General features: G+C 71.7%; 18 protein-coding genes. 7 read left to right on the top strand and 11 right to left on the bottom strand.

What is annotated here, in order from left to right:
* Positions 1-77: 77 nt before the first annotated feature.
* The 3 genes from HB370_RS25155 to HB370_RS25140 form a co-directional block, all read right to left on the bottom strand.
* The gene (locus HB370_RS25155) at positions 78-3,359 is read right to left on the bottom strand and encodes a S8 family serine peptidase (RefSeq protein WP_030778632.1); all 3,282 of its coding nucleotides are present in this window, start codon (positions 3,357-3,359) and stop codon (positions 78-80) included.
* A gap of 297 nt (positions 3,360-3,656) precedes the next feature.
* Entirely contained in the window at positions 3,657-4,907 is a 1,251-nt protein-coding gene (locus HB370_RS25145; RefSeq protein ID WP_030778630.1) for an Ig-like domain-containing protein, read from the bottom strand.
* A gap of 232 nt (positions 4,908-5,139) precedes the next feature.
* Entirely contained in the window at positions 5,140-5,484 is a 345-nt protein-coding gene (locus HB370_RS25140; protein ID WP_208974438.1) for a hypothetical protein, read from the bottom strand.
* Positions 5,485-5,593: 109 nt separating this feature from the next.
* Between HB370_RS25140 and HB370_RS25135 the strand changes: the two genes are divergently transcribed.
* Both HB370_RS25135 and HB370_RS25130 read left to right on the top strand, forming a co-directional pair.
* Positions 5,594-5,932, top strand: coding sequence for an LAETG motif-containing sortase-dependent surface protein (locus tag HB370_RS25135; RefSeq protein ID WP_030778625.1), 339 nt, complete (start codon positions 5,594-5,596; stop codon positions 5,930-5,932).
* Between the two features lie 42 nt (positions 5,933-5,974).
* Entirely contained in the window at positions 5,975-6,769 is a 795-nt protein-coding gene (locus HB370_RS25130; protein ID WP_244405634.1) for a hypothetical protein, read from the top strand.
* A 48-nt stretch (positions 6,770-6,817) separates the two neighbouring features.
* On the opposite strand, the gene hutH is transcribed toward HB370_RS25130, so the two are convergent.
* From hutH to HB370_RS25105, 5 genes are all read right to left on the bottom strand, one after another.
* Positions 6,818-8,356, bottom strand: coding sequence for a histidine ammonia-lyase (gene hutH / locus HB370_RS25125; protein WP_030778620.1), 1,539 nt, complete (start codon positions 8,354-8,356; stop codon positions 6,818-6,820).
* Between the two features lie 105 nt (positions 8,357-8,461).
* Entirely contained in the window at positions 8,462-9,604 is a 1,143-nt protein-coding gene (locus HB370_RS25120; protein ID WP_030778618.1) for a GGDEF domain-containing protein, read from the bottom strand.
* A gap of 149 nt (positions 9,605-9,753) precedes the next feature.
* On the bottom strand, positions 9,754-10,548 hold the full coding sequence (locus tag HB370_RS25115) for an enoyl-CoA hydratase-related protein (RefSeq protein ID WP_030778616.1): 795 nt from the start codon (positions 10,546-10,548) through the stop codon (positions 9,754-9,756).
* 164 nt (positions 10,549-10,712) lie between these two features.
* Positions 10,713-11,828: an adenylate/guanylate cyclase domain-containing protein gene (locus HB370_RS25110; protein ID WP_030778614.1), complete on the bottom strand. Its 1,116-nt coding sequence runs from the start codon at positions 11,826-11,828 to the stop codon at positions 10,713-10,715.
* 665 nt (positions 11,829-12,493) lie between these two features.
* A complete protein-coding gene (locus HB370_RS25105; protein WP_030778612.1) occupies positions 12,494-13,354 on the bottom strand; it encodes a biotin--[acetyl-CoA-carboxylase] ligase in 861 nt (286 codons plus the stop codon).
* Between the two features lie 110 nt (positions 13,355-13,464).
* Here HB370_RS25105 and HB370_RS25100 point away from each other — a divergent pair, with 110 nt between their 5' ends.
* The 4 genes from HB370_RS25100 (at position 13,465) to HB370_RS25090 (ending at position 16,168) form a co-directional block, all read left to right on the top strand.
* On the top strand, positions 13,465-15,066 hold the full coding sequence (locus tag HB370_RS25100; RefSeq protein WP_030778609.1) for an acyl-CoA carboxylase subunit beta: 1,602 nt from the start codon (positions 13,465-13,467) through the stop codon (positions 15,064-15,066).
* 24 nt (positions 15,067-15,090) lie between these two features.
* A complete protein-coding gene (locus HB370_RS25095; RefSeq protein ID WP_030778607.1) occupies positions 15,091-15,306 on the top strand; it encodes an acyl-CoA carboxylase epsilon subunit in 216 nt (71 codons plus the stop codon).
* An 83-nt stretch (positions 15,307-15,389) separates the two neighbouring features.
* Positions 15,390-15,518, top strand: a complete 129-nt coding sequence (locus HB370_RS42490; protein WP_267925621.1) for a hypothetical protein — start codon at positions 15,390-15,392, stop codon at positions 15,516-15,518.
* 32 nt (positions 15,519-15,550) lie between these two features.
* Complete coding sequence (locus tag HB370_RS25090; RefSeq protein ID WP_167513022.1) at positions 15,551-16,168, top strand: nucleoside triphosphate pyrophosphatase; 618 nt, start codon at positions 15,551-15,553, stop codon at positions 16,166-16,168.
* Here the strand turns inward: HB370_RS25090 and HB370_RS25085 are convergent.
* Positions 16,140-16,742, bottom strand: a complete 603-nt coding sequence (locus HB370_RS25085) for a hypothetical protein (protein ID WP_244405632.1) — start codon at positions 16,740-16,742, stop codon at positions 16,140-16,142. The genes HB370_RS25090 and HB370_RS25085 overlap by 29 nt on opposite strands.
* Positions 16,743-17,106: 364 nt before the next feature.
* On the opposite strand from HB370_RS25085, the gene HB370_RS25080 reads away from it, so the two are divergent.
* Complete coding sequence (locus tag HB370_RS25080) at positions 17,107-18,879, top strand: biotin carboxylase N-terminal domain-containing protein (protein ID WP_167513021.1); 1,773 nt, start codon at positions 17,107-17,109, stop codon at positions 18,877-18,879.
* Positions 18,880-18,996: 117 nt separating this feature from the next.
* Here the strand turns inward: HB370_RS25080 and HB370_RS25075 are convergent, their stop codons facing one another.
* Positions 18,997-19,917 carry a DeoR/GlpR family DNA-binding transcription regulator gene (locus tag HB370_RS25075; RefSeq protein ID WP_280117753.1) on the bottom strand — a complete coding sequence of 307 codons (921 nt, stop codon included), beginning with the start codon at positions 19,915-19,917 and terminating at the stop codon, positions 18,997-18,999.
* A gap of 191 nt (positions 19,918-20,108) precedes the next feature.
* Positions 20,109-21,557: an NAD(P)H-quinone dehydrogenase gene (locus HB370_RS25070; RefSeq protein ID WP_030789669.1), complete on the bottom strand. Its 1,449-nt coding sequence runs from the start codon at positions 21,555-21,557 to the stop codon at positions 20,109-20,111.
* Positions 21,558-21,595 lie beyond the last annotated feature (38 nt).

Raw genomic sequence — 21,595 nt, 5'->3', positions numbered from 1 at the left:
CCGGGAACGGGCGAGCGGCCCGCAGCGGGTGGGTACCCGCTGCGGGCCGCTCGTGCGGACGGTCGGCTAGCGAGGGATCACTTGCCGAAGTACGCGTTGTAGATCGTGATCTCCGACGTGTTGCCCTTCTTGTCGGTGATCTTGGCGCGGAACGAGACGGCCTTGTTCCTGGCCGGGTTCTTCACGGTGATCTTGCCGTTCCTGACGTCGGTCTTCTTGAAGTTCTTGCCGTCGTAGGAGACGTAGACGGCGAGGGACTTCAGGTTGCGGCCGGCGGCGGCGCCCTCCACGGTGACCGGGAAGGTGACCTTCTTGCCCGCCGCGACCCGGCTGTCCAGGCCGGTGGTGGCACCGAAGCGCAGGGTGGAGGCGGGCAGCTGGACCATGTCGCCGGACGGCTTCTTGGAGCGGAAGGTCCAGGCCGCGTCGATCCGGGTGGAGGCCTCGGACACCGTGGCCTTCCGCGTGACCGAGGTGGTCAGCCGGTACGCCGCGTCACCAGCCGGGACCTTGAAGGTCTCGCCGCCGAACAGCGGGTCCTTGTTGGTGCCGACCTTGGTGCCGTTGCGGTACAGGGTGGTGGTCGCCGAGGCGAAGCTCGAGTACCCGGCGTGCCCGGCCGAGTCGGCGAACAGCGGCAGCGCGCCGAAGATCTCGTCGCCCTCCCGGAAGAGACCCGTGTCCTTGGTCAGGTGCGGGCCGAAGACGGCGGTGTTGACCGTCTTGGTGTAGGTCTTGCCGCCCTTGAAGGCGGACTCGCCGAGCGAGTAGCCGGCGTCGTAGTCGTCCCCGCTGTGCTGGCCGAACTCCAGCCCCCAGCGCACACCGCCCGTGGTGGACAGGTGCAGGGTGCGGGTGCCGGGCAGGTTCTGCGGGACGCTCATGGTGGTGGCGCCGGAGCTGCCGGGCAGCCAGCCGAGGGCGTCGACGGTGCCCGTCTTGCCACGGGCCGCCGCGCCCATCCGGACCTTCACCGTGGCGAGGTCGCCGGCCTTGTAGTGCCGGGTGTAGCCGGTGGCGAGCTGCTTGACCGGGCCGCCTGAGGTGACGTCGTACTCCTCGGTCGCGCCCTTGGTCCAGTGGGCGTCCCACTGCTGGGTCAGCGAGCCGGCGGGCAGCTGCGGGCCGAGGTGGGCGGAGCGGAAGTTCTTGTACGAGCCCAGGAACCTCGTGTAGAGGTACTCGCTGTCACCGACCGTGATGCCGAAGCCCGGCGCGGCGAACGCGGGCTTCAGACCCGAGCCGGGGACGGTGATGTCCACCGGCTTGGCCTTGCGCGCGTCGAGGGTGATCGTCTGCTTCTTGTCGACGGTCAGCTTCGGCTGCACGAGCCAGTCGATGCCCTTGGCGGGCTTCTCCGGGTCGCCGTAGACGGCGGTGTCGAGGATGTACGTGCCCTTGGGCGCGCGCACCTTCACCGTGCCGGACTTGTCGTACGGGTTCACCCAGGTGCCGACCGCCAGGCCCGCCACACCGGTGAGGTCGGCCTCGTAGTACGGGGCCGGCTTGCCGTCACGGCCGATGAACTTCAGCGTGACGTCGTAGGTCTCCACCTCGCGCTGCACCGCGGCGGCCGTGCGGACGGTCTGGCCGTCGCCCGTCGCCGTGACGTACGCGGAGTAGGCGCCGTCGACGGTGCCGCCGAGCTTGGTGTCCACGGTGAGGTCGACCGCGGCCGTGCCGTGCGCCGGGACGGTGACCTGGTTCGCGCCGAGCGTGAAGAAGCCGGCCGGGGCCGCCGCGCCCTTGGGGCCGGTGGCGGTGCTCGCCAGGGTGAGCGTGACGTCCTTGTCGCCGAGGTTGCGGTACGTCAGCTTCTTGGTGACGGGGGTGTCGTCGGTGTGCGGCCACTGCTGCACACCGAAGTTCAGCGAGACCGGTTCGGCGACGACCGACTGGTCGAGGGCCTTGTCGACCTGGATACGGCCCGAGCCCTGCTCGAAGGCGGTGTACTTGCCGCCCTTGGTGGAGCCGGTCAGGGCGCCCTTCAGCTCGGCGTAGCCCCAGTCGGGGTGCCGCTGCTTCAGGATGGCCGCGGCACCCGCGACATGCGGGGTGGCCATGGAGGTGCCGGAGATCGTGAGGTAGCCCTCGGGCTTCTGGCCGACCTCCTCGTCGATGACGCTGCCGGCGGCCGCGGCGGCGGTGATGTCGACGCCCGGCGCGGTGACGTCCGGCTTGATGGCGCCGTCACCGACGCGCGGGCCGGTGGAGGAGAAGTCCGCCAGCCGGTCCTTGTCGTCGACGGCGCCGACGGTGAGCGCGGCGTCCGCGCTGCCCGGCGAACCGACCGACTGGGGGCCGTCGTTGCCCGCGGCGATCGCGAACAGGACGCCCTTCTCGGCGGAGAGCTTGTTGACCTCGGCCTCGAGCGGGTCGATCCCGGGGGTGTCGTAGCCGCCGAGGCTGAGGTTGACGACGTCGGCGCCCTGGCCGGCCGCCCACTCCATGCCGGCGAGGATGCCGGAGTCGTCGCCGAAGCCGCTGTCGTCCAGGACCTTGCCGTTGAGGAGCTTGGCGTCCGGGGCCACACCCTTGTACTTGCCGCCCGACTTGGCGCCGGTGCCCGCCACGATGGAGGCGACGTGCGTGCCGTGGCCGAAGTGGTCGGTGGCGTCGGCGGCGGTGGTGAAGTTCCGGGAGGCGATCACCTGGTCCTTCAGGTCCACGTGCCGGGTGTCCACGCCGGTGTCCAGGACGGCGACCTTGACGCCCTTGCCGGTGTAACCGGCCTTCCACGCGGTGGGGGCGCCGATCTGCGGCACGGACTTGTCGAGGCTGGCCTCGCGGACGCCGTCGAGCCAGACGTGCGCGATGCCGGAGGCCGTCTTGTCGCCGTCGGTGACGGCGTCCCACAGCCCGGCGGTGTCCCCGGCCGGGATCTGCACGGCGTCCGCGTTGAGGGCGGTCAGGCTGCGGCGCAGGGTGCCCGCGTCGCGGACCCCGGCCTTGGCGGCGCCCGCGCTGCCGCGGTAGCCGACGATGACCTTCAGGCCGTTCTTCTGGGCCTTGCGGGTGGCGGCCTTGTCCAGCTCGGTGACGTCGAACAGTCGCTGGTCCAGCGTGCCGGAGGCCACCAGGCGGGCCGCGTCCGCGGGGATCACCAGGGTGCGCCCGGCGGCCCTGCGGACCTTGAAGGGTATGTGCTCGCGGCCCTTGGCCCGCTCCAGGCCGACGACCCGGCCCTTGGCGTCGAGGGCGACGCGGTCACCGGTGATCAGGGTGACGTGGTGTCTGGCGGTGAGCGCGGAGGCGCCCGCGGAGGGGCGGGCGGGCTTCGCCGACGCGGGGCTGGTCATTCCCGCTGCGAGGGCGACCGCTGCGGCCGTTGCCACGGTGGCCGCAGCCGCTCTCTTCACTTGTACGCGCAAGTTCTCCCCCTGGAGATGAGGTACCGGGCGAATTCCCCGTTCACCCGGCCGGGGGCGGACTCGCACAGGTGCGCGTCGGCCTCCCGGGCATCGAAGTATTCCGGGAGGCGATCAGGCACTCAATAGATGAGAGAACGGTGAGAAAGCACGACAGGAAACTGTTACGTGCCGTCCGGGACACCGTTACACAACCGCGAAGTCCCTTGGAACCAAAGGGTGTTATGCGCCGCCAACGAACGATGCCGCCCCCGGAGGGGCGGCATCGCACGAGGTGATGACGGAGCGTCAGACGGCCGAACCGGCCTTCCACTGCGCCCAGTCCATGTTCCAGCCGTTGAGGCCGTTGTCCGGCGAGACCGTCTTGTCGCCGGTGTTCTGGACGACCACGACGTCACCGATCAGCGTGTTGTTGTAGAACCAGGCCGCCGGCGTGCTCGGGTCGTTGGCGCCCTTCGCGTCCCGCAGACCGACACAGCCGTGGCTGGTGTTCGCGCTGCCGAACACCGACGGCGCGCCCCAGTAGTTGCCGTGGATGAAGGTGCCCGAGGTGGTCAGGCGCATGGCGTGCGGCACGTCCTTGATGTCGTACTCGCCCTTGCCGTCGTCGTCGGTGAAGCCGACCGTGGCGCCGTTCATGCGGGTCTGCTTGAACTTCTCCGAGACCACCATCTGCCCCTCGTACGTCTTGTTGTCGGGGGAGCCGGCGGAGATCGGGATGGTCTTGACGACCTTGCCGTCCTGCGTGACCTTCATCTGCTTGGTCTGCGCGTCGACGTAGGAGACCTGGTTGCGGCCGATGTGGAAGGTGACCGTCTTCTGCTGGACGCCGTAGACACCGCTCGCGCCCTGGACGCCGTCGAGCGCCAGCTTCAGGGTGACGGTGGAGCCTTCCTTCCAGTAGTCCTCGGGCCGGCAGTCCATGCGGTTGGCGTTGAACCAGTGACAGGCGACCTCCTGGCCGCTGCTGGAGCTGACCGTGATGCCCTTCTGCACGGCCGCCTTGTCGGTGATCGCCTTGTCGAAGTTGATCGACACGGGCATGCCCACGCCGACCGTGGAGCCGTTGTCCGGGGTGAAGGTGCCGATGAAGCTGTTGGCCGGGGAGACCGTGGTGAAGGAGGCGTTCTCGTGGGCTATGCGGCCCTCGGAGTCCTTGGCCTCCGCGGCGACCTTGTAGGTGGTGGAGCGCTCCAGCGGGGTGCTGGGCTTCCAGCTCTTGTTGTCGGCGGACAGCTGCCCGGCGACGGGCTTGCCGTCCTGGGTGGTCATGGTGACGCCGGTGAGCGTGCCCTTGCTCACCGTGACGGCGGCGGAGTTGTTGATCGACGCGTTGGCGGAGCCGTCCTTCGGCGTGATCGTGATCTGCGCCTCGGAGGACTTCTTGGCCGCCGCCTCGTCGACGCTGGCCTGCGAGGTGTCGCCGTTGCCGCTGCCGGAGGCGTCGGCGTCGCCGCCGGAACACGCCGTGAGCACGAGCACACCGCCGAGCAGAGCGGAAGCGGCCGCCAGGCGTCCGCGCCGCTTACTGTCCGTCATCACAAGCTTCTCCATCATTGCCGAGTCGCGTAAACCCCGAGAGTCCCCCGTCAAGAACCATCAACGCTACGGCCGGTTCGTCCCGTTCCCGCCCCGTGGATCTGTGGGGCATCCCACGTCCGTGGCGCGCTCCTTCGTCACGGGTGGGGCCGGACACCGGTCCGTACGTCCCCTGGACGACGAAAGCCCCGGACGGCGGGTGCCGTCCGGGGCCCTGGGTGCCCCGGGACGCTCAGCCGATGCCGTCCTCTTCCTCGTCGTCCTCCCCATCATCCTCGTCCAGGTCCCACTCGGGCGAATCGGGGTCGTAGTCGACGCGCTCGCTGGACCAGGACGCCTGTTGGAGTTCCACCCCGGGCACCTCGCTGACCAGGTCGAACGGATCCACGAGATAGGCCAGGGCCTCCGCGGTGTCTTCCGTCACAGCGGACTCGGCGTGCGCCCGCTCCGCCTCCGGCAGCCCGGTGTCCCCGGCGAGGCGGCGCAGCGCGGCCTTGGCCACCTCGTCCTCGTCGCGCACCTCCAGCACCAGCTCCACCCGAAGCCGCACAAACCGTGATGTCTCTTCTGTGCTCATGACGGGAGCGTACGGCCGAAACCTCCCGTGACTTTCCTGTGACCCGCGCCTTTCACTAACATCGCCCCACACGGCCAATTCGCCAGCGTCACAAGGGGATCGATATTCCGTGTCCTACGCTCGCCGCCCGTTGCTGACCGCCACCGCCGCGGGCACCCTCCTGTGCGCACTGTGGTTCGTCCCGTCCGCGAACGCCTCGCAGAACGCCCCGGCGAGAGAGACGGCGACCTCCTCGACGCCCACCCGGGTCACAGAGGTCACACAGGTCGCGCAGGTCAGAACGGTGTCGGCGCCGGCCACGGGCACGGGCCGGGCGGCCGAGGAGGCCGAACTGGCCGACACCGGTGGCTTCGACACCACCCCGTACGTCATCGGCGGGAGCCTGTTCCTCGCGGTGGGCGCCGGTTTCGTGGTGTATTCGGTGCGTCGCGAGCGCATGGGTTTTTGATGTGTCTTGACTAAGTCTTGACAGCACGCACATAGTTCGCCCATGAAGAGATCACCGGGCGTGCGGCTGTGCGCCACCGCAGCTGTGAGCGTGCTGTCGCTCGCCCTCGTCACGGGTTGTGGCGACGACAAGTCGAAGGGCTCGGGGAACACCTCGGGCAAGGACGCCGCGAAGCCGGCCGCGAAGACGCTGAGCGCGGCGGAACTGCAGAAGCTGATCATCACCAAGGGTGACGTGCCCGGGCACGAGGTCGGGCCGGTCGAGGGCGGCGTCCCGGACCGCTCCAAGGTCAATGCCGCCGACGCCAAGTGCGAGCCGGTGCTCCATGCCTTCACCGGCATCGCGCCGGGCGCCCCGGCGGCGAACACCAGCCGCATGGCCACGCAGGAGAACAAGGCCCCCACGGCCAAGCCCAGCTCCCCGGAGGACCTGACCGAGGGCGCCCTCAAGGACGAGTTCAGCAAGGCCATGGACCTGGACGTCACCGTGGTCACCCTGGCCTCGTACGACGGGGACGGCGCCGAGCGGGCCCTGGCCTCGCTCCAGGACGCGGTCAAGGCGTGCGCGGGCGGGTTCTCCGGCGAACAGGACGGTGAGAAGGGCAAGTTCACCAAGGTCGCCGAGGAGAAGTCCTCCGGCACGGGTGACGCGTCGGTCGCCTTCACCGCGACCGACGAGGACGGCGAGGACGGCGCCCTGCCGCTGCACTCCGAGGTGGTGCGGCACGGCAGGACCCTCGCGGTGTACACCACGGTCAACATCGGCGCGATGATGAACAAGAAGCCCTACACGGTCTCCGCTCCGGTCGTGAAGGCGCAGGCCGCCAAGCTCACGTGACGGAACGTCACCCATGTGGCGGGGCCCCGGCCGGGGCCCCGCCGCCGGTCACTGGAGCGGGCCGGTGACCTTCTCCACGGCCGCCAGCAGCTCGCCGCCGCGCACGAAGGCGTCGGCGGCGGCCAGGTCGGGCGCCAGGAACCGGTCCGGGCCCGGCCCTTCCACGCCCGCGGCGCGCACGGCGTCGATCACGGCCTGCGTGGCGGGCGCCGGGGTGAGTCCCTCGCGCAGTTCGATGGCGCGGGTGGCCGCGTACAGCTCGATGGCGATGACCCGGGTGAGGTTGTCCACGGCGGTGCGCAGCTTGCGCGCGGCCGACCAGCCCATGGAGACGTGGTCCTCCTGCATGGCGGAGGACGGGATGGAGTCCGCCGAGGCCGGTACGGCGAGCCGCTTCAGCTCGCTGACCAGCGCGGCCTGCGTGTACTGGGCGATCATCAGCCCGGAGTCCACGCCGGCGTCGTCGGCGAGGAACGGCGGCAGGCCGTGGCTGCGGTTCTTGTCCAGCAGCCGGTCGGTGCGGCGCTCGGCGATGGAGCCGAGGTCGGCGGCGGCGATGGCGAGGAAGTCCAGCACATAGGCCACGGGCGCGCCGTGGAAGTTGCCGTTGGACTCCACGCGGCCGTCGGGCAGCACCACCGGGTTGTCCACGGCCGAGGCCAGCTCCCGGTCGGCGACCAGGCGGGCGTGCGCCATCGTGTCGCGTCCGGCGCCGGCGACCTGCGGGGCGCAGCGCACGGAGTAGGCGTCCTGGACGCGCGGGGCGTCGTCCTGGTGGTGCCCGGTGAGCCCCGAGCCCTTCAGCACGGCGAGCATGTTGGCGGCGCTGGCGCCCTGCCCGGGGTGCGGGCGGATGGCGTGCAGCTCGGGTGCGAGGACCTTGTCGCTGCCGAGCAGTGCCTCCAGGGTGAGGGCGGCGGTGACGTCGGCGGACTTGTAGAGGGTGTCCAGGTCGGCGAGGGCCATGATCAGCATGCCGAGCATGCCGTCGGTGCCGTTGAGCAGGGCGAGGCCCTCCTTCTCGCGCAGCTCGACGGGCCGGATCCCGTGCTCGGCGAGCAGCTCGCCCGCGGGCCGGACGCGCCCGTCGGGGCCCTCCGCCTCGCCTTCGCCCATGAGGGTGAGCGCGCAGTGGGACAGCGGGGCCAGGTCGCCGGAGCAGCCCAGGGAGCCGTACTCGTGCACGACCGGGGTGATCCCGGCGTTCAGCACGTCGGCCATGGTCTGCGCGACCTCGGGCCGCACCCCGGTGTGCCCGGAGCAGACGGTCTTCAGCCGCAGGAACATCAGGGCCCGTACGACCTCACGCTCCACCCGGGGGCCCATGCCGGCGGCGTGCGAGCGGACGATGTTGCGCTGCAACTGGGCGCGCAGCTCCGGGCTGATGTGCCGGGTCGCCAGGGCGCCGAAGCCGGTGGAGACGCCGTAGACCGGGTCGGGCTTGGCCGCCAGCGCGTCCACGATCTCCCGGGCCGCCGCGAGGGCCGCCACCGCCTCCGCCGACAGCTCGATGCGGGCACCGCCGCGCGCCACGGCGAGAACGTCGGACGCCGTGACCCCGGACGTCCCCACCACCACAGTGTGCATATCCATATTCAGGAGCGTACGCATTGAATGCGATGGTGTCACTAGTGGGCACCGGAGTCACCCCTTACCTCAGCGTGTGGGTTTCGCCTCACCAGTGGTGCTCGGTCACGGCCGGCGCCCACGGAACCGGCGCCGCTCGGCGCGCGAGGGCGGCGGCTCGTCGGCCAGCCGGACGACCGGATCGCCGGGCCCCTCCCGGCCGGCCACCACCGGCCGGTCCAGGCGCAGCGCCTTGGCCCGGTACTGGGCGGCGTCCGCGAGCCGGAACAGCCGCCGGGCGTCGCGCACCTCACCGATCGCCTCCGCGGTCGAGGCGACCCCGCACGCCACCCCCTCCCCCGGCTCCAGCTCCCCGGCCCGGCGGCACAGCTCGTCCGCCGCCTTCACCACGTCGTCGGCGGACGGCCCCACCGCGACCAGACAGAACTCGTCCCCGCCGAGCCGCGCGACCAGCGCGCCCGGCACCATCGCCCCGCACAGCGACAGCACCGAGCCGAAACGCTCCAGGAGCCGGTCGCCGACGGCGTGCCCGAGGGTGTCGTTGACCCGCTTGAGCCCGTTGAGGTCACAGACGACCAGGCTGACCACCGCACCCTCCGCGCGGTGCCGCTCGACGGCCTCCTCCAGGCACACGTCCACGGCCCGGCGGTTGGCCAGGCCGGTGAGGGCGTCGGTGAACGCGAGCCGGCGGGCCTCCTCCAGCCGCTCGGTCTGCGCGATACCGGCGGCCACGACGGCGGCGAGCACGGTGGCGAAGTCGGAGTCGGCCCGCGCGAACACGGGCGCGCCGGCCGCGCGGGCCACATACAGCTCGCCCCAGGCCCGGCCGTGCAGCACGACGGGGGCGACGACACAGCACCCGCGCCCCCGCCGGCGCAGGGCCGAGACCCGCTGGTGGAGGTACCCGGCGCTGCCCTCGGCGGCGCCCCCGACGGTCTCCACCCAGGCGTTGGGCCCTCCGCCACCGGCCCACCGCTCGTGCAGGAACTCGGTGATCTCCGGGAACTGGTGCACCGGATAGGTCTCGGCCTCCGGGAACTCCTCCTCGTCCGCGGCCCGGTCCCCCACGTTCACGAGGACCCGGAGCCGGCCCAGCTCGCGCTCCCAGACCGACAGCGCGGCGAAGTTGCCGTCCAGCGCGTGACAGGCGCCGAGGGCGGCGGCCTGCCAGCACTCGCGAGGGGTGTGCGCCGCCGCCATGCCCTGAGCCAGCGCCACGACCGCGGCGAGCCGCTTGTCCTCACCCATTACTCCAGGTTAGGGAGTAATACGGACACAAGGGACATCGATGCGGCGATCAGGTGGCCGACGACGAGCCGGCCGGGCGCGCACCCGGACCACCACTGCCCGGCAATGAGCCGGCCGAAGCCCACCCGGACCACCGCCGCCCGCCCCCCTTACTCCCCCGGCCACTCCGGCTTGCGCTTCTCGTTGAAGGCGGCCACGCCCTCCGCGCGGTCGCCCGAGAAGGCCACCGAGCGCCATGCCGCGTCCTCGACCTCCAGGCCGGCCCGCAGATCCAGCCCGTGCCCGAGCCGCAGCGCCCGCTTGGCGGCCCGCAGCCCCACCGGCGAGTTCCCGGCGATCCGCTCCCCGAGCGCCAGCGCCTCCTCGCGGTCCCGGCCCTCCTCCGCCAGCTGGTCCACCAGCCCCAGCCGAAGGGCCTCCTCCGCCGCCACCCGCCGGGCCGAGAAGATCAGCTCGGCGGCCCGCGCGGCCCCGACCCGCCGGGGCAGCAGCTGCGTACCGCCGCCGCCCGGGATGACACCCACGGACACCTCCGGCAGCCCCACCACGGCCGTACGGTCGGCCACGATCAGATCGCAGGAGAGGGCCAGTTCGAAACCGCCGCCCAGCGCGAAGCCGTGCACCGCGGCGATCGTCGGCATCGGCAGCTCCAGCACCCCGGTGTACGCCGCCCGCGCCACCGGCCGCTGCCTGACCAGGTCGGCGTCGGTGAAGGAGTTCCGCTCCTTCAGATCCGCCCCGACACAGAACGCCCGTTCGTGCGAGGAGGTCAGCACGACCACCCGGGCGGCGGGGTCACCGGCGAGCGCGGCGCACGCGCCCGCGAGGGAGCGGGCCATCTCCGTGGAGACGGCGTTCATCGCCTTGGGCCGGTCCAGCACCAGCTCCGCGACGTGCCCGTGCCGCCGCACCAGCACGAACTCCCCGTACCGCTCCTCGCTCATGACACCCTCCGGTTAACGTGGGTTAACACACTGTGGGTTCGATCATCGCAGCCGTACCCGACCCGGGAAAAGACCGGGGAGGCAACGCCCGTTCGAGTGACATCCCGCCCGGCCCGACCGGGATACGCCTGTGGACGTACTGGATGGGTGACCGGTGAGCGCGGCTAGGAGGACTGACCGTCGCGACGGGTGAGCAGCCACGGCTCGACGACGCCGAGCCCGCGCACCGGCCGCTGCCACATCGGCTGGAGGGCGAAGCGGTACGACGGCGTCTCCTCGCCCTCCTTCTCGGCCGCCGCGGCCTCTGCCTCGGAGACGGGCGCCTCGCCGGTGCGGATCAGTTCCTCGGCGAAGGCGCTGTCCACCAGGACGGCGTCCCGGGGCGCTATCGAGGTCAGCCGGGAGGCGAGGTTGACCGTCGTACCGAACACATCACCCATCCGGGTGGTCACCGTGCCGAAGGCCATGCCGACCCGCAGCTCGGGCATCGTCTCGTCGTTCGCCAGCGTCTCCACCAGGCGCAGCGCGATGTCCGCGGCCACACCGGCGTCGTCCGCCGCGTACAGCACCTCGTCACCGAGGGTCTTGATCAGCCGGCCGCCGCGGGCGGCCACCAGGTCGGCGGCGGTGGTCTCGAAGGCCTCGACCAGCTCGCCCAGCTCCTCTTCCTCCATCCGGCGGGTGAGCCGGGTGAAACCGACGAGGTCGGCGAAGCCGACGGCGAGCCGGCGGTCGACCATCTCCTCGTCGTCGGCGGCCTGCACGACCCGGCCGGTCGCGGCGGCGAGCTGGCGGCGCCAGACGTAGACCAGGAACTCCTCCAGCTCCGGCAGCAGCAGCTCGACCAGCGGGTACGTCACCTCGGTGCGGGTCATGCCCGGCTCCGGGGGCTCGGTCAGCCCCTCCAGGAACGAGTCGATCTGCCACTCGGCCAGCCGGGCCGTGGTCTGCCCGGTGGACCGGGCCACCTGCACCGCCATGGCCTCGCTGAGCAGCCCCGCCTCCACCAGACCGGCGAGCCGCCGCAGGGCCAGCACATCGGCCTCGGTGAGGGCCTTGGCCTGCCCTATGTCCGCGAACCCCATGGCCCGCCAGAACCGGGACGCCAGCTCCATGGAGACACCGGCGCTACGGGCCGCCTGGAACGGGGTGTAACGGCGCTCGGCACCCAGGATGAGCTGCTCGAGCCGCAGGGCCAGCGGGTCCTCGCCGTTGTCGGGGGCGTGGGGATCCACCCGGCCGTCCCCGCCAGCGCCGGAGCCCGTGTCGTCGACGGTCACGCCTGCTGCCCTTCCGATCTGCCGCGGTCAGGTATCGACCGGCCTCAACTCTACGGCAGGTGTGCGCCAGCTCACTCCGTCGGGTTGGGCCGTGGGGACCCTCCCCGGCACCGGTCACACCAGCCGGCACCAGTGCCGAGACCGCGGGGGCCACGCCCCGACACCCCTGGGGCACCAGGGTTGCCGTTGGTCGAGAGGTGAGACGGCGGGGCGGCCGCACACGGCGGGAAGGGGACGTGTCGGGGGGTGTCCGCCCGCAGCGGTTGGCGCGTCAACACGAGAACTTCTACGGCCAACCGATTCCGCGCCGTTCCGAGGACGGACACCCCCCGGCGCGGCCCCGACTCCCCCACGCACCCTGGGCGCGACGCGCACCCCCACACACCCGCACAGGCGCCGCAGGCACCCGCACCCGCACCCGCACCCGCACCCGCACCCGAGGGGACCACAACGCACCGGCACAGGCGCCGCAGGCATGGCGCCGCAGGCATCCGCCCCCCACCCGCACCCGAGGCACCACGCGAGGGGACCACAACGCACCGGCACAGGCGCCGCAGGCATGGCGCCGCAGGCATGGCGCCGCAGGCATCCCACACACAACCCGCACCCTGCCACCGCGCCACACCACCACCAAGCCCCCCGGCCAAGCCCCCCCCCCGCAGGGGTCACGCGGGGCGCAGATGAACGATGTCCCCCGCCCCCACCGGCTTCTGCACCCCTTCCCCCGTGGCGATGACCAACCGCCCGTCCCCGTCCAGCGCCACGGCCTCCCCCACCACCGAACGGTCCCCGGGCAACTCCGCCCGCACCGTCCGGCCGAGCGTGGCGCACCCCGCCGTGTACGTCTCCTGCAACCCGCACACCGAGGGATCACCCCCCGCCGCCCGCCACCGCCCGTACCAGTCCTCCAGCGCCCGCAGCACCGCCCGCAGCAGCGGATCCCGGTCCGTCCCCGCCGCCCCGGCCAGCGCCAGCGACCCCGCCTGCGGAACCGGCAGCTCGTCGGCCCGCAGGCTGACGTTGATGCCGACGCCGATGACGACCCCGTCGTCCCCGGCCCGCTCCGCGAGGATCCCCCCGGCCTTGCGCTCCTCCCCGCCGACGGTGACCAGCAGGTCGTTCGGCCATTTGAGCGCCGTGTCGACGCCCGCCGCCCGCGCCAGCCCCGTCGCCACCGCGACCCCGGTCAGCAGCGGCAGCCATCCCCACCGTGCCACCGGCACCTCACGGGGCTTGAGCAGCACGGAGAAGAACAGCCCGGACCGCGGCGGCGCGCTCCACCGCCGGTCCAGCCGCCCCCGGGCGGCCGTCTGCTCCTCCGCGACGAGCACCGCCCCCTCCTCGATGCCCCCGGCGGCGGCCCGCGCCACGAGGTCGGAGTTGGTGGAGCCGGTCCGCGGCACCACCTCGATGTCGCGGTACAGGCCCCCGTCCCGGACCAGCCCGCGTCGCAGCGCGGTGGCGTTCAGGGGCGGGCGTTCGAGGTCGGACCAGCGGCTGTCGTCTGATGGATTCTGCGGCGTCATGCAAGCCACCCTAGGTGTGGTAAACGACGCACTGCTGATCGGTAGCGCCACCACTACTCTACGAATGAGTAACCGTCCCCCCTTTTGAGCAGGCAGGGAGCCGCATCCCGATGTCCGAGCCGGAAGAGCGTCACGAGATCCAAGGGATCGACATTCACACGACCGCGGGGAAGCTCGCGGATCTCCAGCGGCGCATCCACGAGGCGACGCACGCCGGTTCGGAACGCGCCGTGGAAAAGCAGCACGCGAAGGGCAAGCTGACGGCCCGTGAGCGGATCGAGCTGCTGCTGGACGAGGGCTCGTTCGTCGAGCTGGACGAGTTCGCCCGGCACCGCTCCACGAACTTCGGCCTGGACCGCAACCGCCCCTACGGCGACGGCGTGGTCACCGGCTACGGCACGGTCGACGGCCGCCCGGTCGCCGTCTTCTCCCAGGACTTCACGGTCTTCGGCGGCGCCCTCGGCGAGGTCTACGGCCAGAAGATCGTCAAGGTGATGGACTTCGCCCTGAAGACCGGCTGCCCCGTCATCGGCATCAACGACTCCGGCGGCGCCCGCATCCAGGAAGGCGTCGCCTCCCTCGGCGCGTACGGCGAGATCTTCCGCCGCAACACCCACGCCTCCGGTGTCATCCCGCAGATCAGCCTGGTCGTCGGCCCCTGCGCGGGCGGCGCGGTCTACTCCCCGGCCATCACGGACTTCACCGTCATGGTCGACCAGACCTCGCACATGTTCATCACCGGCCCGGACGTCATCAAGACCGTCACCGGCGAGGACGTCGGCTTCGAGGAGCTGGGCGGCGCCCGCACCCACAACACCGCCTCGGGCGTGGCCCACCACATGGCCGGCGACGAGAAGGACGCCGTCGAGTACGTCAAGCAGCTGCTGTCGTACCTGCCGTCCAACAACCTCTCCGAGCCCCCGGTCTTCCCCGAGGAGGCGGACCTCGCCGTCACCGACGAGGACCGCGAGCTGGATGCGCTCGTCCCCGACAGCGCCAACCAGCCCTACGACATGCACACGGTGATCGAGCACGTCCTGGACGACGGCGAGTTCTTCGAGACCCAGGCCCTGTTCGCGCCGAACATCCTCACCGGGTTCGGCCGGGTCGAGGGCCACCCGGTCGGCGTCGTCGCCAACCAGCCGATGCAGTTCGCCGGCTGCCTGGACATCGCCGCCTCCGAGAAGGCCGCCCGCTTCGTACGCACCTGCGACGCCTTCAACATCCCGGTGCTGACCTTCGTGGACGTCCCCGGCTTCCTGCCCGGTGTCGGCCAGGAACACGAGGGCATCATCCGGCGCGGCGCCAAGCTGATCTACGCCTACGCCGAGGCCACCGTCCCGCTGATCACCGTCATCACCCGCAAGGCCTTCGGCGGCGCCTACGACGTCATGGGCTCCAAGCACCTGGGCGCCGACCTCAACCTGGCGTGGCCCACCGCCCAGATCGCCGTCATGGGCGCCCAGGGCGCGGTCAACATCCTGCACCGCCGCACCATCGCCGAGGCGGACGACGCCGAGGCCACCCGGGCCCGTCTGATCCAGGAGTACGAGGACACCCTCCTCAACCCCTACGTCGCGGCCGAGCGCGGTTACGTCGACGCGGTGATCATGCCGTCCGACACCCGCGCGCACATCGTCCGCGGCCTGCGTCAACTGCGCACCAAGCGGGAATCCCTCCCTCCGAAGAAGCACGGCAACATCCCCCTGTAGGCCCCGCCGACCCTGGGAGCGGTCATGAACATCAAGGTCGTACGAGGCAACCCGACCCCGGAGGAACTGGCCGCCGCCCTGGCGGTGGTCCGCGCCCGCGCCGCGGCGGCGGCCACCGCGCCGTCCGGCGCGGGAGGCCCGAGGGACGCGTGGTCCGACCCGGCCCGTCTCGCCGCCCGGCACGTCCCGGCGCCGGGCCCGGCGTCGTGGTCCCGCACCTACTGGCCGGGCCGGAGCTGACCGCCCGCCGACCGGAACCCCGGGTGCCGAATTGAGTACGCCTACTCAGGCACCGGCACCCGGTCCGGCCGCACGCTGGGGACATGCTGTGGTCAGATCCGGAGAACGAGCCGCCCGAGGAACTGCGCGAGGCGCAGAACATGCTCCGGCGGCTCGGTCTCCTCATGGCGCTGGCCATGGTCCTGGCGATGATCGTGATCGGCCTGAGGTGAGCCGCCCGGCACGCCGTGGCTAACCTGACCGCATGACTGCCAATCGCCGCAGGCGACTCGTGCTCGCCTCCCAGTCCCCCGCCCGGCTGGGCCTGCTCCGGCAGGCCGGATTCGACCCCGAGGTCATCGTGAGCGGCGTCGACGAGGACGCCGTCACCGCGCCCACCCCGGCGGAGCTGGCGCTCGCCCTGGCCGAGGCGAAGGCGTCGGTGGTCGCGGCACGCCCCGAGGTGCAGGGTGCCCTGGTGATCGGCTGCGACTCGGTGCTGGAGCTGGACGGCAGGGCGCTCGGCAAGCCGGCCGACGCCGAGGAGGCCACCGCCCGCTGGAAGGACATGCGCGGACGGGCGGGGGTGCTCCAGACGGGGCACTGCGTGTGGGACACGGAGGCCAAGCGGTACGTGTCGGCGACCGCCTCCACCGTCGTCCGGTTCGGTGAACCCAGCGACGCCGAGATCGCCGCCTACGTGGCCTCCGGTGAGCCCCTCCACGTGGCCGGCGCCTTCACCCTGGACGGCCGTTCGGCGCCGTTCATCGAGGGCATCGACGGCGACCACGGCAACGTGATCGGTCTCAGCCTGCCCCTGGTCCGCCGGCTCCTGGCGGAACTGGGCGTCGGCATCACGGAGTTGTGGGCACCGGAGCACTGACCCGGGCGTGCGCGGAGCCCTGGGACGGCACGGAGTCCCGGGGTTCCTCGTCACCGTCCCGGGGTTCGCCCGTACGGCCCGTCGGCGCGTCCCCGTCGACGGGTTCCGCACCCGGCTCCGGCCCCGCCGCCGGCCCGGCCCCCTGCCCGGGCGTGCCGCCGGGGACCGCGCCCTGCGGGCCGGCCGCGCGGTCGTACGTCATCAGGAGCAGCACGATCAGCCCGAGGACGGCGACCATGAACACGAACGCCGCCACGCCGAACAGTCCCCAGGCGAACGCGCCGAGCAGGGCGTGCACCACGGCCGCGCTGATCAGCACCACTCGGCCGAATCCGGCCGGGGCGCGGTCGCGTACCGCGACGAGCACGGCCACCAGCGCGCACAGCGCGAAGTAGAGCCCGAAGACGACTCCGCCGATCTTCGAAGACGTCGCCATGACATCGGGGTCGAGACCGGCCAGGGACATCTTCTGCCGGTCGACGACGACGCCGAGCAGCCAGTTCACCGCCACGACGCCCAGCGCCTCCACGAGGAGGACGACCGCCACGACCCACGCCACCGGTCTGCGCACCACCGGGCCCCACCCACTCTCACGCCGACAGCCTGTTACCCCAGGTACGTCCGAGACACCGGGAACGCTACTAACGGGTAAACCAGGGGACAAGGGTTGCGACGGAAGCAAAGAATCATTGGGCCATTCGTAGGGACTCGACAAAGAAACAGAGTGGGCCGCAGCACGCCCGCACAGAGACCTTGACCACACGGCGGGGCTAGGGTTTTCCCCAGGAGTCCTGCGTACCCCGGTGCGACATGGGCTTTCTCTGGTCGAGCGCGCCTCGGATCACGCTCCGTGTGGGCAAGCTCACCATTGGGGACGGGTCGAAGTGCCGTGTCGGCAGTCCCTAAACTCGGCTTGTTTCAAGGAGGGAGCCTCAATCGTGCGCAAGGTGCTCATCGCCAACCGTGGCGAAATCGCTGTCCGCGTGGCCCGGGCCTGCCGGGACGCCGGGATCGCGAGCGTGGCCGTCTACGCCGACCCGGACCGGGACGCTCTGCATGTCCGCGCCGCGGATGAGGCGTTCGCCCTGGGCGGTGACACCCCGGCCACCAGCTATCTCGTCATCGACAAGATCCTGAACGCCGCCCGCGAGTCCGGCGCGGACGCGATCCACCCCGGCTACGGCTTCCTGTCCGAGAACGCCGAGTTCGCCCAGGCCGTTCTCGACGCGGGCCTGATCTGGATCGGCCCGCCGCCGCAGGCGATCCGGGACCTGGGTGACAAGGTCGCCGCCCGCCACATCGCCCAGCGCGCCGGCGCCCCGCTGGTGGCGGGTACGCCGGACCCGGTGAGTGGTGCGGAGGAGGTCGTGGCTTTCGCCGAGGAGCACGGTCTGCCGATCGCGATCAAGGCCGCGTTCGGCGGCGGCGGGCGCGGTCTGAAGGTCGCCCGCACCCTCGAAGAGGTCCCCGAGCTGTACGAGTCCGCCGTGCGTGAGGCCGTCGCCGCGTTCGGCCGTGGCGAGTGCTTCGTCGAGCGCTACCTCGACCGGCCGCGGCATGTGGAGACGCAGTGCCTGGCCGACAAGCACGGCAACGTCGTCGTGGTCTCCACCCGCGACTGCTCCCTGCAGCGCCGTCACCAGAAACTGGTCGAGGAGGCTCCCGCACCGTTCCTGTCCGAGGAGCAGATGGCGGAGCTGTACCGGGCGTCGAAGGCCATCCTGAAGGAGGCCGGGTACGAGGGCGCGGGCACGTGTGAGTTCCTGGTCGGGCAGGACGGCACGATCTCCTTCCTGGAGGTCAACACCCGCCTGCAGGTCGAGCACCCGGTCACCGAGGAAGTCGCCGGCATCGACCTGGTCCGGGAGATGTTCCGCATCGCCGACGGCGAACCCCTCGGCTACGACGACCCGGTGCTGCGCGGTCACTCCTTCGAGTTCCGTATCAACGGTGAGGACCCGGGCCGTAACTTCCTGCCCGCCCCCGGCACCGTCACCACCTTCGAAGCCCCCTCCGGCCCCGGCGTCCGCCTGGACGCGGGCGTGGAGGCCGGCAGTGTGATCGGCCCGGCCTGGGACTCCCTGCTGGCCAAGCTGATCGTCACCGGCCGCACCCGCAAGGAAGCCCTCCAGCGGGCCGCCCGCGCCCTGGAGGAGTTCCGCGTCGAGGGCATGGCCACCGCGATCCCCTTCCACCGCAAGGTCGTCACCGACCCCGCCTTCGCCCCCGAACTCACCGGCTCCAACGAACCGTTCACGGTCCACACCCGGTGGATCGAGACCGAGTTCGTCAACGACATCAAGCCCTTCACCGCCCCCGCCGACGCCGAGGCCGACGAGGATGCGGCCCGTGAGACGGTCGTGGTCGAGGTCGGCGGCAAGCGCCTGGAGGTCTCCCTGCCCTCCAGCCTGGGCATGAGCCTGGCCCGCACCGGGCTCGCGGCCGGGGCCAAGCCCAAGCGGCGCGTGGCGAAGAAGTCCGGGCCCGTCGCCTCCGGCGACACCCTGACCTCCCCCATGCAGGGCACCATCGTCAAGATCGCCGTCGAGGAAGGCCAGCAGGTCAAGGAGGGCGACCTGGTCGTCGTCCTGGAGGCCATGAAGATGGAACAGCCCCTCAACGCCCACAAGGCGGGCACCATCAAGGGCCTGACCGCCGAGGTCGGCGCCTCCCTCACCTCCGGCGCCGCCATCTGCGAGATCAAGGACTGAACCGCAGCCGTACGGCAGTGAAGTGAGTCGGCCCCTGGCGCACGTCGCCGGGGGCCGGCCGCGTTCCGGGGCTCTTCGCCGTCCGTACCGTACGGGCCGGGCGCTTCGGCCTACCGGTCAGCGTCGCCGTAGATCCGCCACGCGTCCGCGTTCGGCGGGGGTCGGTTCGGGCAGGGCCGTGGCGGAGCGGAGGGGGGAGGCGCCCGGTACGTGGCTTCTGCGGGGTCCCGGCAGGGAGGTGCGGCGGCCCGCCGGGACCTGGTCACCCCCCGGGTTTCCGCTCGCCCCCGCAACGGCGATCTGGACGCCCTGGTCGGCGAGGGCCTGCAGTTCGGTGACCGAGCGGTCGTCGTGGGGCGGGGGCTCGTCGGTGACCAGGCGGGTGATCAGGTCCGTCGGCACGGTCTGGAACATCGTGTCCGTGCCCAGCTTGGTGTGGTCGGCGAGGACCACGACCTCCGCGGCGGCCTGGACGAGGGCCCGGTCGACGGATGCCGAGAGCATGTTGGAGGTGGACAGGCCCCGTTCGGCGGTCAGACCGCTTCCGGAGAGGAAGGCCTTGGAGACGCGCAGGCCTTGGAGGGACTGCTCGGCGCCGGAGCCGACGAGGGCGTAGTTGGAGCCGCGCAGGGTGCCCCCGGTCATCACGACCTCCACCCGGTTGGCGTGGGCGAGGGCCTGGGCCACCAGGAGGGAGTTGGTGACGACCGTCAGGCCCGGCACGCGCGCGAGGCGGCGGGCCAGTTCCTGCGTGGTCGTACCCGCTCCGACCACGATGGCCTCGCCCTCGTCGACGAGGCTCGCGGCGAGGTCGGCGATGGCCGTCTTCTCGGCCGTCGCGAGGTGCGACTTCTGCGGGAAGCCGGACTCCCGCGTGAACCCGCCCGGCAGTACCGCACCGCCGTGGCGGCGGTCGAGGAGTCCTTCTGCCTCCAGCGCGCGCACGTCCCGCCGTACGGTCACTTCGGAGGTCTGGACGACGCGGGCGAGCTCACGGAGCGACACGGCACCGTTCGCTCGCACCATTTCGAGGATCAATTGGCGACGTTCAGCAGCGAACACGAAACTGACAGTAACCCCAGCGACCGTCTGGTTTCAGCAGTTTGCGGCGAATAGCAGAAGTTGTTCGCAGTGTGGGACGCGAAGTGGTATAGGGCGCCGATCGGGGCGGTTTCGCCACCCGTCGGCGCCCCAGGCCCGCGTGACCAGCGGGAATCCGGCTGGAGCCGTCAGCCCTCCGCGCTCGCCCTGCGGGTGTGCAGCTGCCGGGCGACCTCCGCGATCGACCCCGAAAGGGAGGGATACACGGTGAAGGCGTTCGCGATCTGTTCGACCGTCATATTGTTGTCGACGGCGATCGAGATGGGGTGGATCAGTTCCGAGGCGCGCGGCGCCACCACGACACCGCCGACGACGATCCCCGTGCCCGGCCGGGAGAAGATCTTCACGAAGCCGTCCCGGATGCCCTGCATCTTGGCGCGCGGGTTGCGCAGCAGCGGCAGCTTGACCACGCGCGCGTCGATCTTGCCCGCGTCCACGTCCGCCTGCGTGTAGCCGACGGTCGCGATCTCGGGGTCCGTGAAGACGTTGGAGGAGACCGACTTCAGGTCCAGCGGGGCCACCGCGTCGCCCAGGAAGTGGTACATGGCGATCCGTCCCTGCATGGCGGCCACGGAGGCGAGGGCGAAGACGCCGGTCACGTCGCCGGCCGCGTAGACGCCGGGGGCGGTGGTGCGCGAGACCTTGTCGGTCCAGATGTGCCCGGACTCGCGCAGTTTGACGCCGGCCTCCTCCAGGCCCAGGCCCGCGCTGTTCGGGATGGCACCGACGGCCATCAGGCAGTGCGTGCCGGTGATGACCCGGCCGTCGGCCAGCGCCACCTCGACCCGGTCGCCGACGCGCTTGGCGGACTGCGCGCGGGAGCGGGCCATGACGTTCATGCCGCGGCGCCGGAAGACGTCCTCCAGCACGGCGGCGGCGTCCGGGTCCTCGCCGGGCAGCACGCGGTCGCGGGAGGAGACCAGGGTGACCTTGGAGCCGAGGGCCTGGTAGGCGCCGGCGAACTCGGCGCCGGTGACGCCGGAGCCGACCACGATCAGCTCTTCCGGCAGCTCGGTGAGGTCGTAGACCTGGGTCCAGTTCAGGATGCGCTCGCCGTCGGGGCGGGCGTCGGGCAGCTCGCGGGGGTGGCCGCCGGTGGCGATGAGGACGGCGTCGGCGGTGAGGGTCTCCTCGGTGCCGTCGGCGGCGGTGACGACGACCTTGCGGGACCCGTCCAGGGCCTGCATGCCCTCCAGCCGGCCGCGCCCGCGCATGACCCGGGCGCCGGCGCGCGTGACGGACGCGGTGATGTCGTGGGACTGGGCGAGCGCGAGGCGCTTCACCCGGCGGTTGACCTTGCCGAGGTCCACCCCGACCACCCGGGCCGACCGCTCCAGCGGCGGGGTGTCGTCGGCCACGATGATCCCCAGCTCCTCGTAGGAGGAGTCGAAGGTGGTCATCACCTCGGCCGTAGCGATAAGGGTCTTCGACGGCACGCAGTCGGTCAGCACCGACGCTCCGCCCAGACCGTCGCAGTCGACGACGGTCACCTCCGCGCCGAGCTGGGCGGCCACCAAGGCCGCCTCGTATCCGCCGGGTCCGCCACCGATGATCACGATCCGAGTCACGTACTCCATTGTCCCGCACGCTTCAAGGTGCTACTGCCCGGGGGCGC

Source organism: Streptomyces sp. DSM 40868 (assembly GCF_011820545.1).
GTDB classification, from domain to species: Bacteria; Actinomycetota; Actinomycetes; order Streptomycetales; family Streptomycetaceae; genus Streptomyces; species Streptomyces eurythermus.
The sequence above is the reverse complement of the archived record's forward strand: the minus strand, read 5'-3'. Positions and strand labels throughout refer to the sequence as shown.

What these genes read in the sequence shown, in the direction of transcription:
- HB370_RS25100 (WP_030778609.1), top strand. Translation starts at nt 13,465, where the DNA reads ATGTCCGAGCCGGAAGAGCGTCACGAGATCCAAGGGATCGACATTCAC.
- hutH (WP_030778620.1), bottom strand. Translation starts at nt 8,356, where the DNA reads ATGCACACTGTGGTGGTGGGGACGTCCGGGGTCACGGCGTCCGACGTT.
- HB370_RS25095 (WP_030778607.1), top strand. Translation starts at nt 15,091, where the DNA reads ATGAACATCAAGGTCGTACGAGGCAACCCGACCCCGGAGGAACTGGCC.
- HB370_RS42490 (WP_267925621.1), top strand. Translation starts at nt 15,390, where the DNA reads ATGCTGTGGTCAGATCCGGAGAACGAGCCGCCCGAGGAACTGCGCGAG.
- HB370_RS25090 (WP_167513022.1), top strand. Translation starts at nt 15,551, where the DNA reads ATGACTGCCAATCGCCGCAGGCGACTCGTGCTCGCCTCCCAGTCCCCC.
- HB370_RS25105 (WP_030778612.1), bottom strand. Translation starts at nt 13,354, where the DNA reads ATGACGCCGCAGAATCCATCAGACGACAGCCGCTGGTCCGACCTCGAA.
- HB370_RS25070 (WP_030789669.1), bottom strand. Translation starts at nt 21,557, where the DNA reads ATGGAGTACGTGACTCGGATCGTGATCATCGGTGGCGGACCCGGCGGA.
- HB370_RS25140 (WP_208974438.1), bottom strand. Translation starts at nt 5,484, where the DNA reads ATGAGCACAGAAGAGACATCACGGTTTGTGCGGCTTCGGGTGGAGCTG.
- HB370_RS25115 (WP_030778616.1), bottom strand. Translation starts at nt 10,548, where the DNA reads ATGAGCGAGGAGCGGTACGGGGAGTTCGTGCTGGTGCGGCGGCACGGG.
- HB370_RS25130 (WP_244405634.1), top strand. Translation starts at nt 5,975, where the DNA reads ATGAAGAGATCACCGGGCGTGCGGCTGTGCGCCACCGCAGCTGTGAGC.
- HB370_RS25145 (WP_030778630.1), bottom strand. Translation starts at nt 4,907, where the DNA reads ATGACGGACAGTAAGCGGCGCGGACGCCTGGCGGCCGCTTCCGCTCTG.
- HB370_RS25120 (WP_030778618.1), bottom strand. Translation starts at nt 9,604, where the DNA reads ATGGGTGAGGACAAGCGGCTCGCCGCGGTCGTGGCGCTGGCTCAGGGC.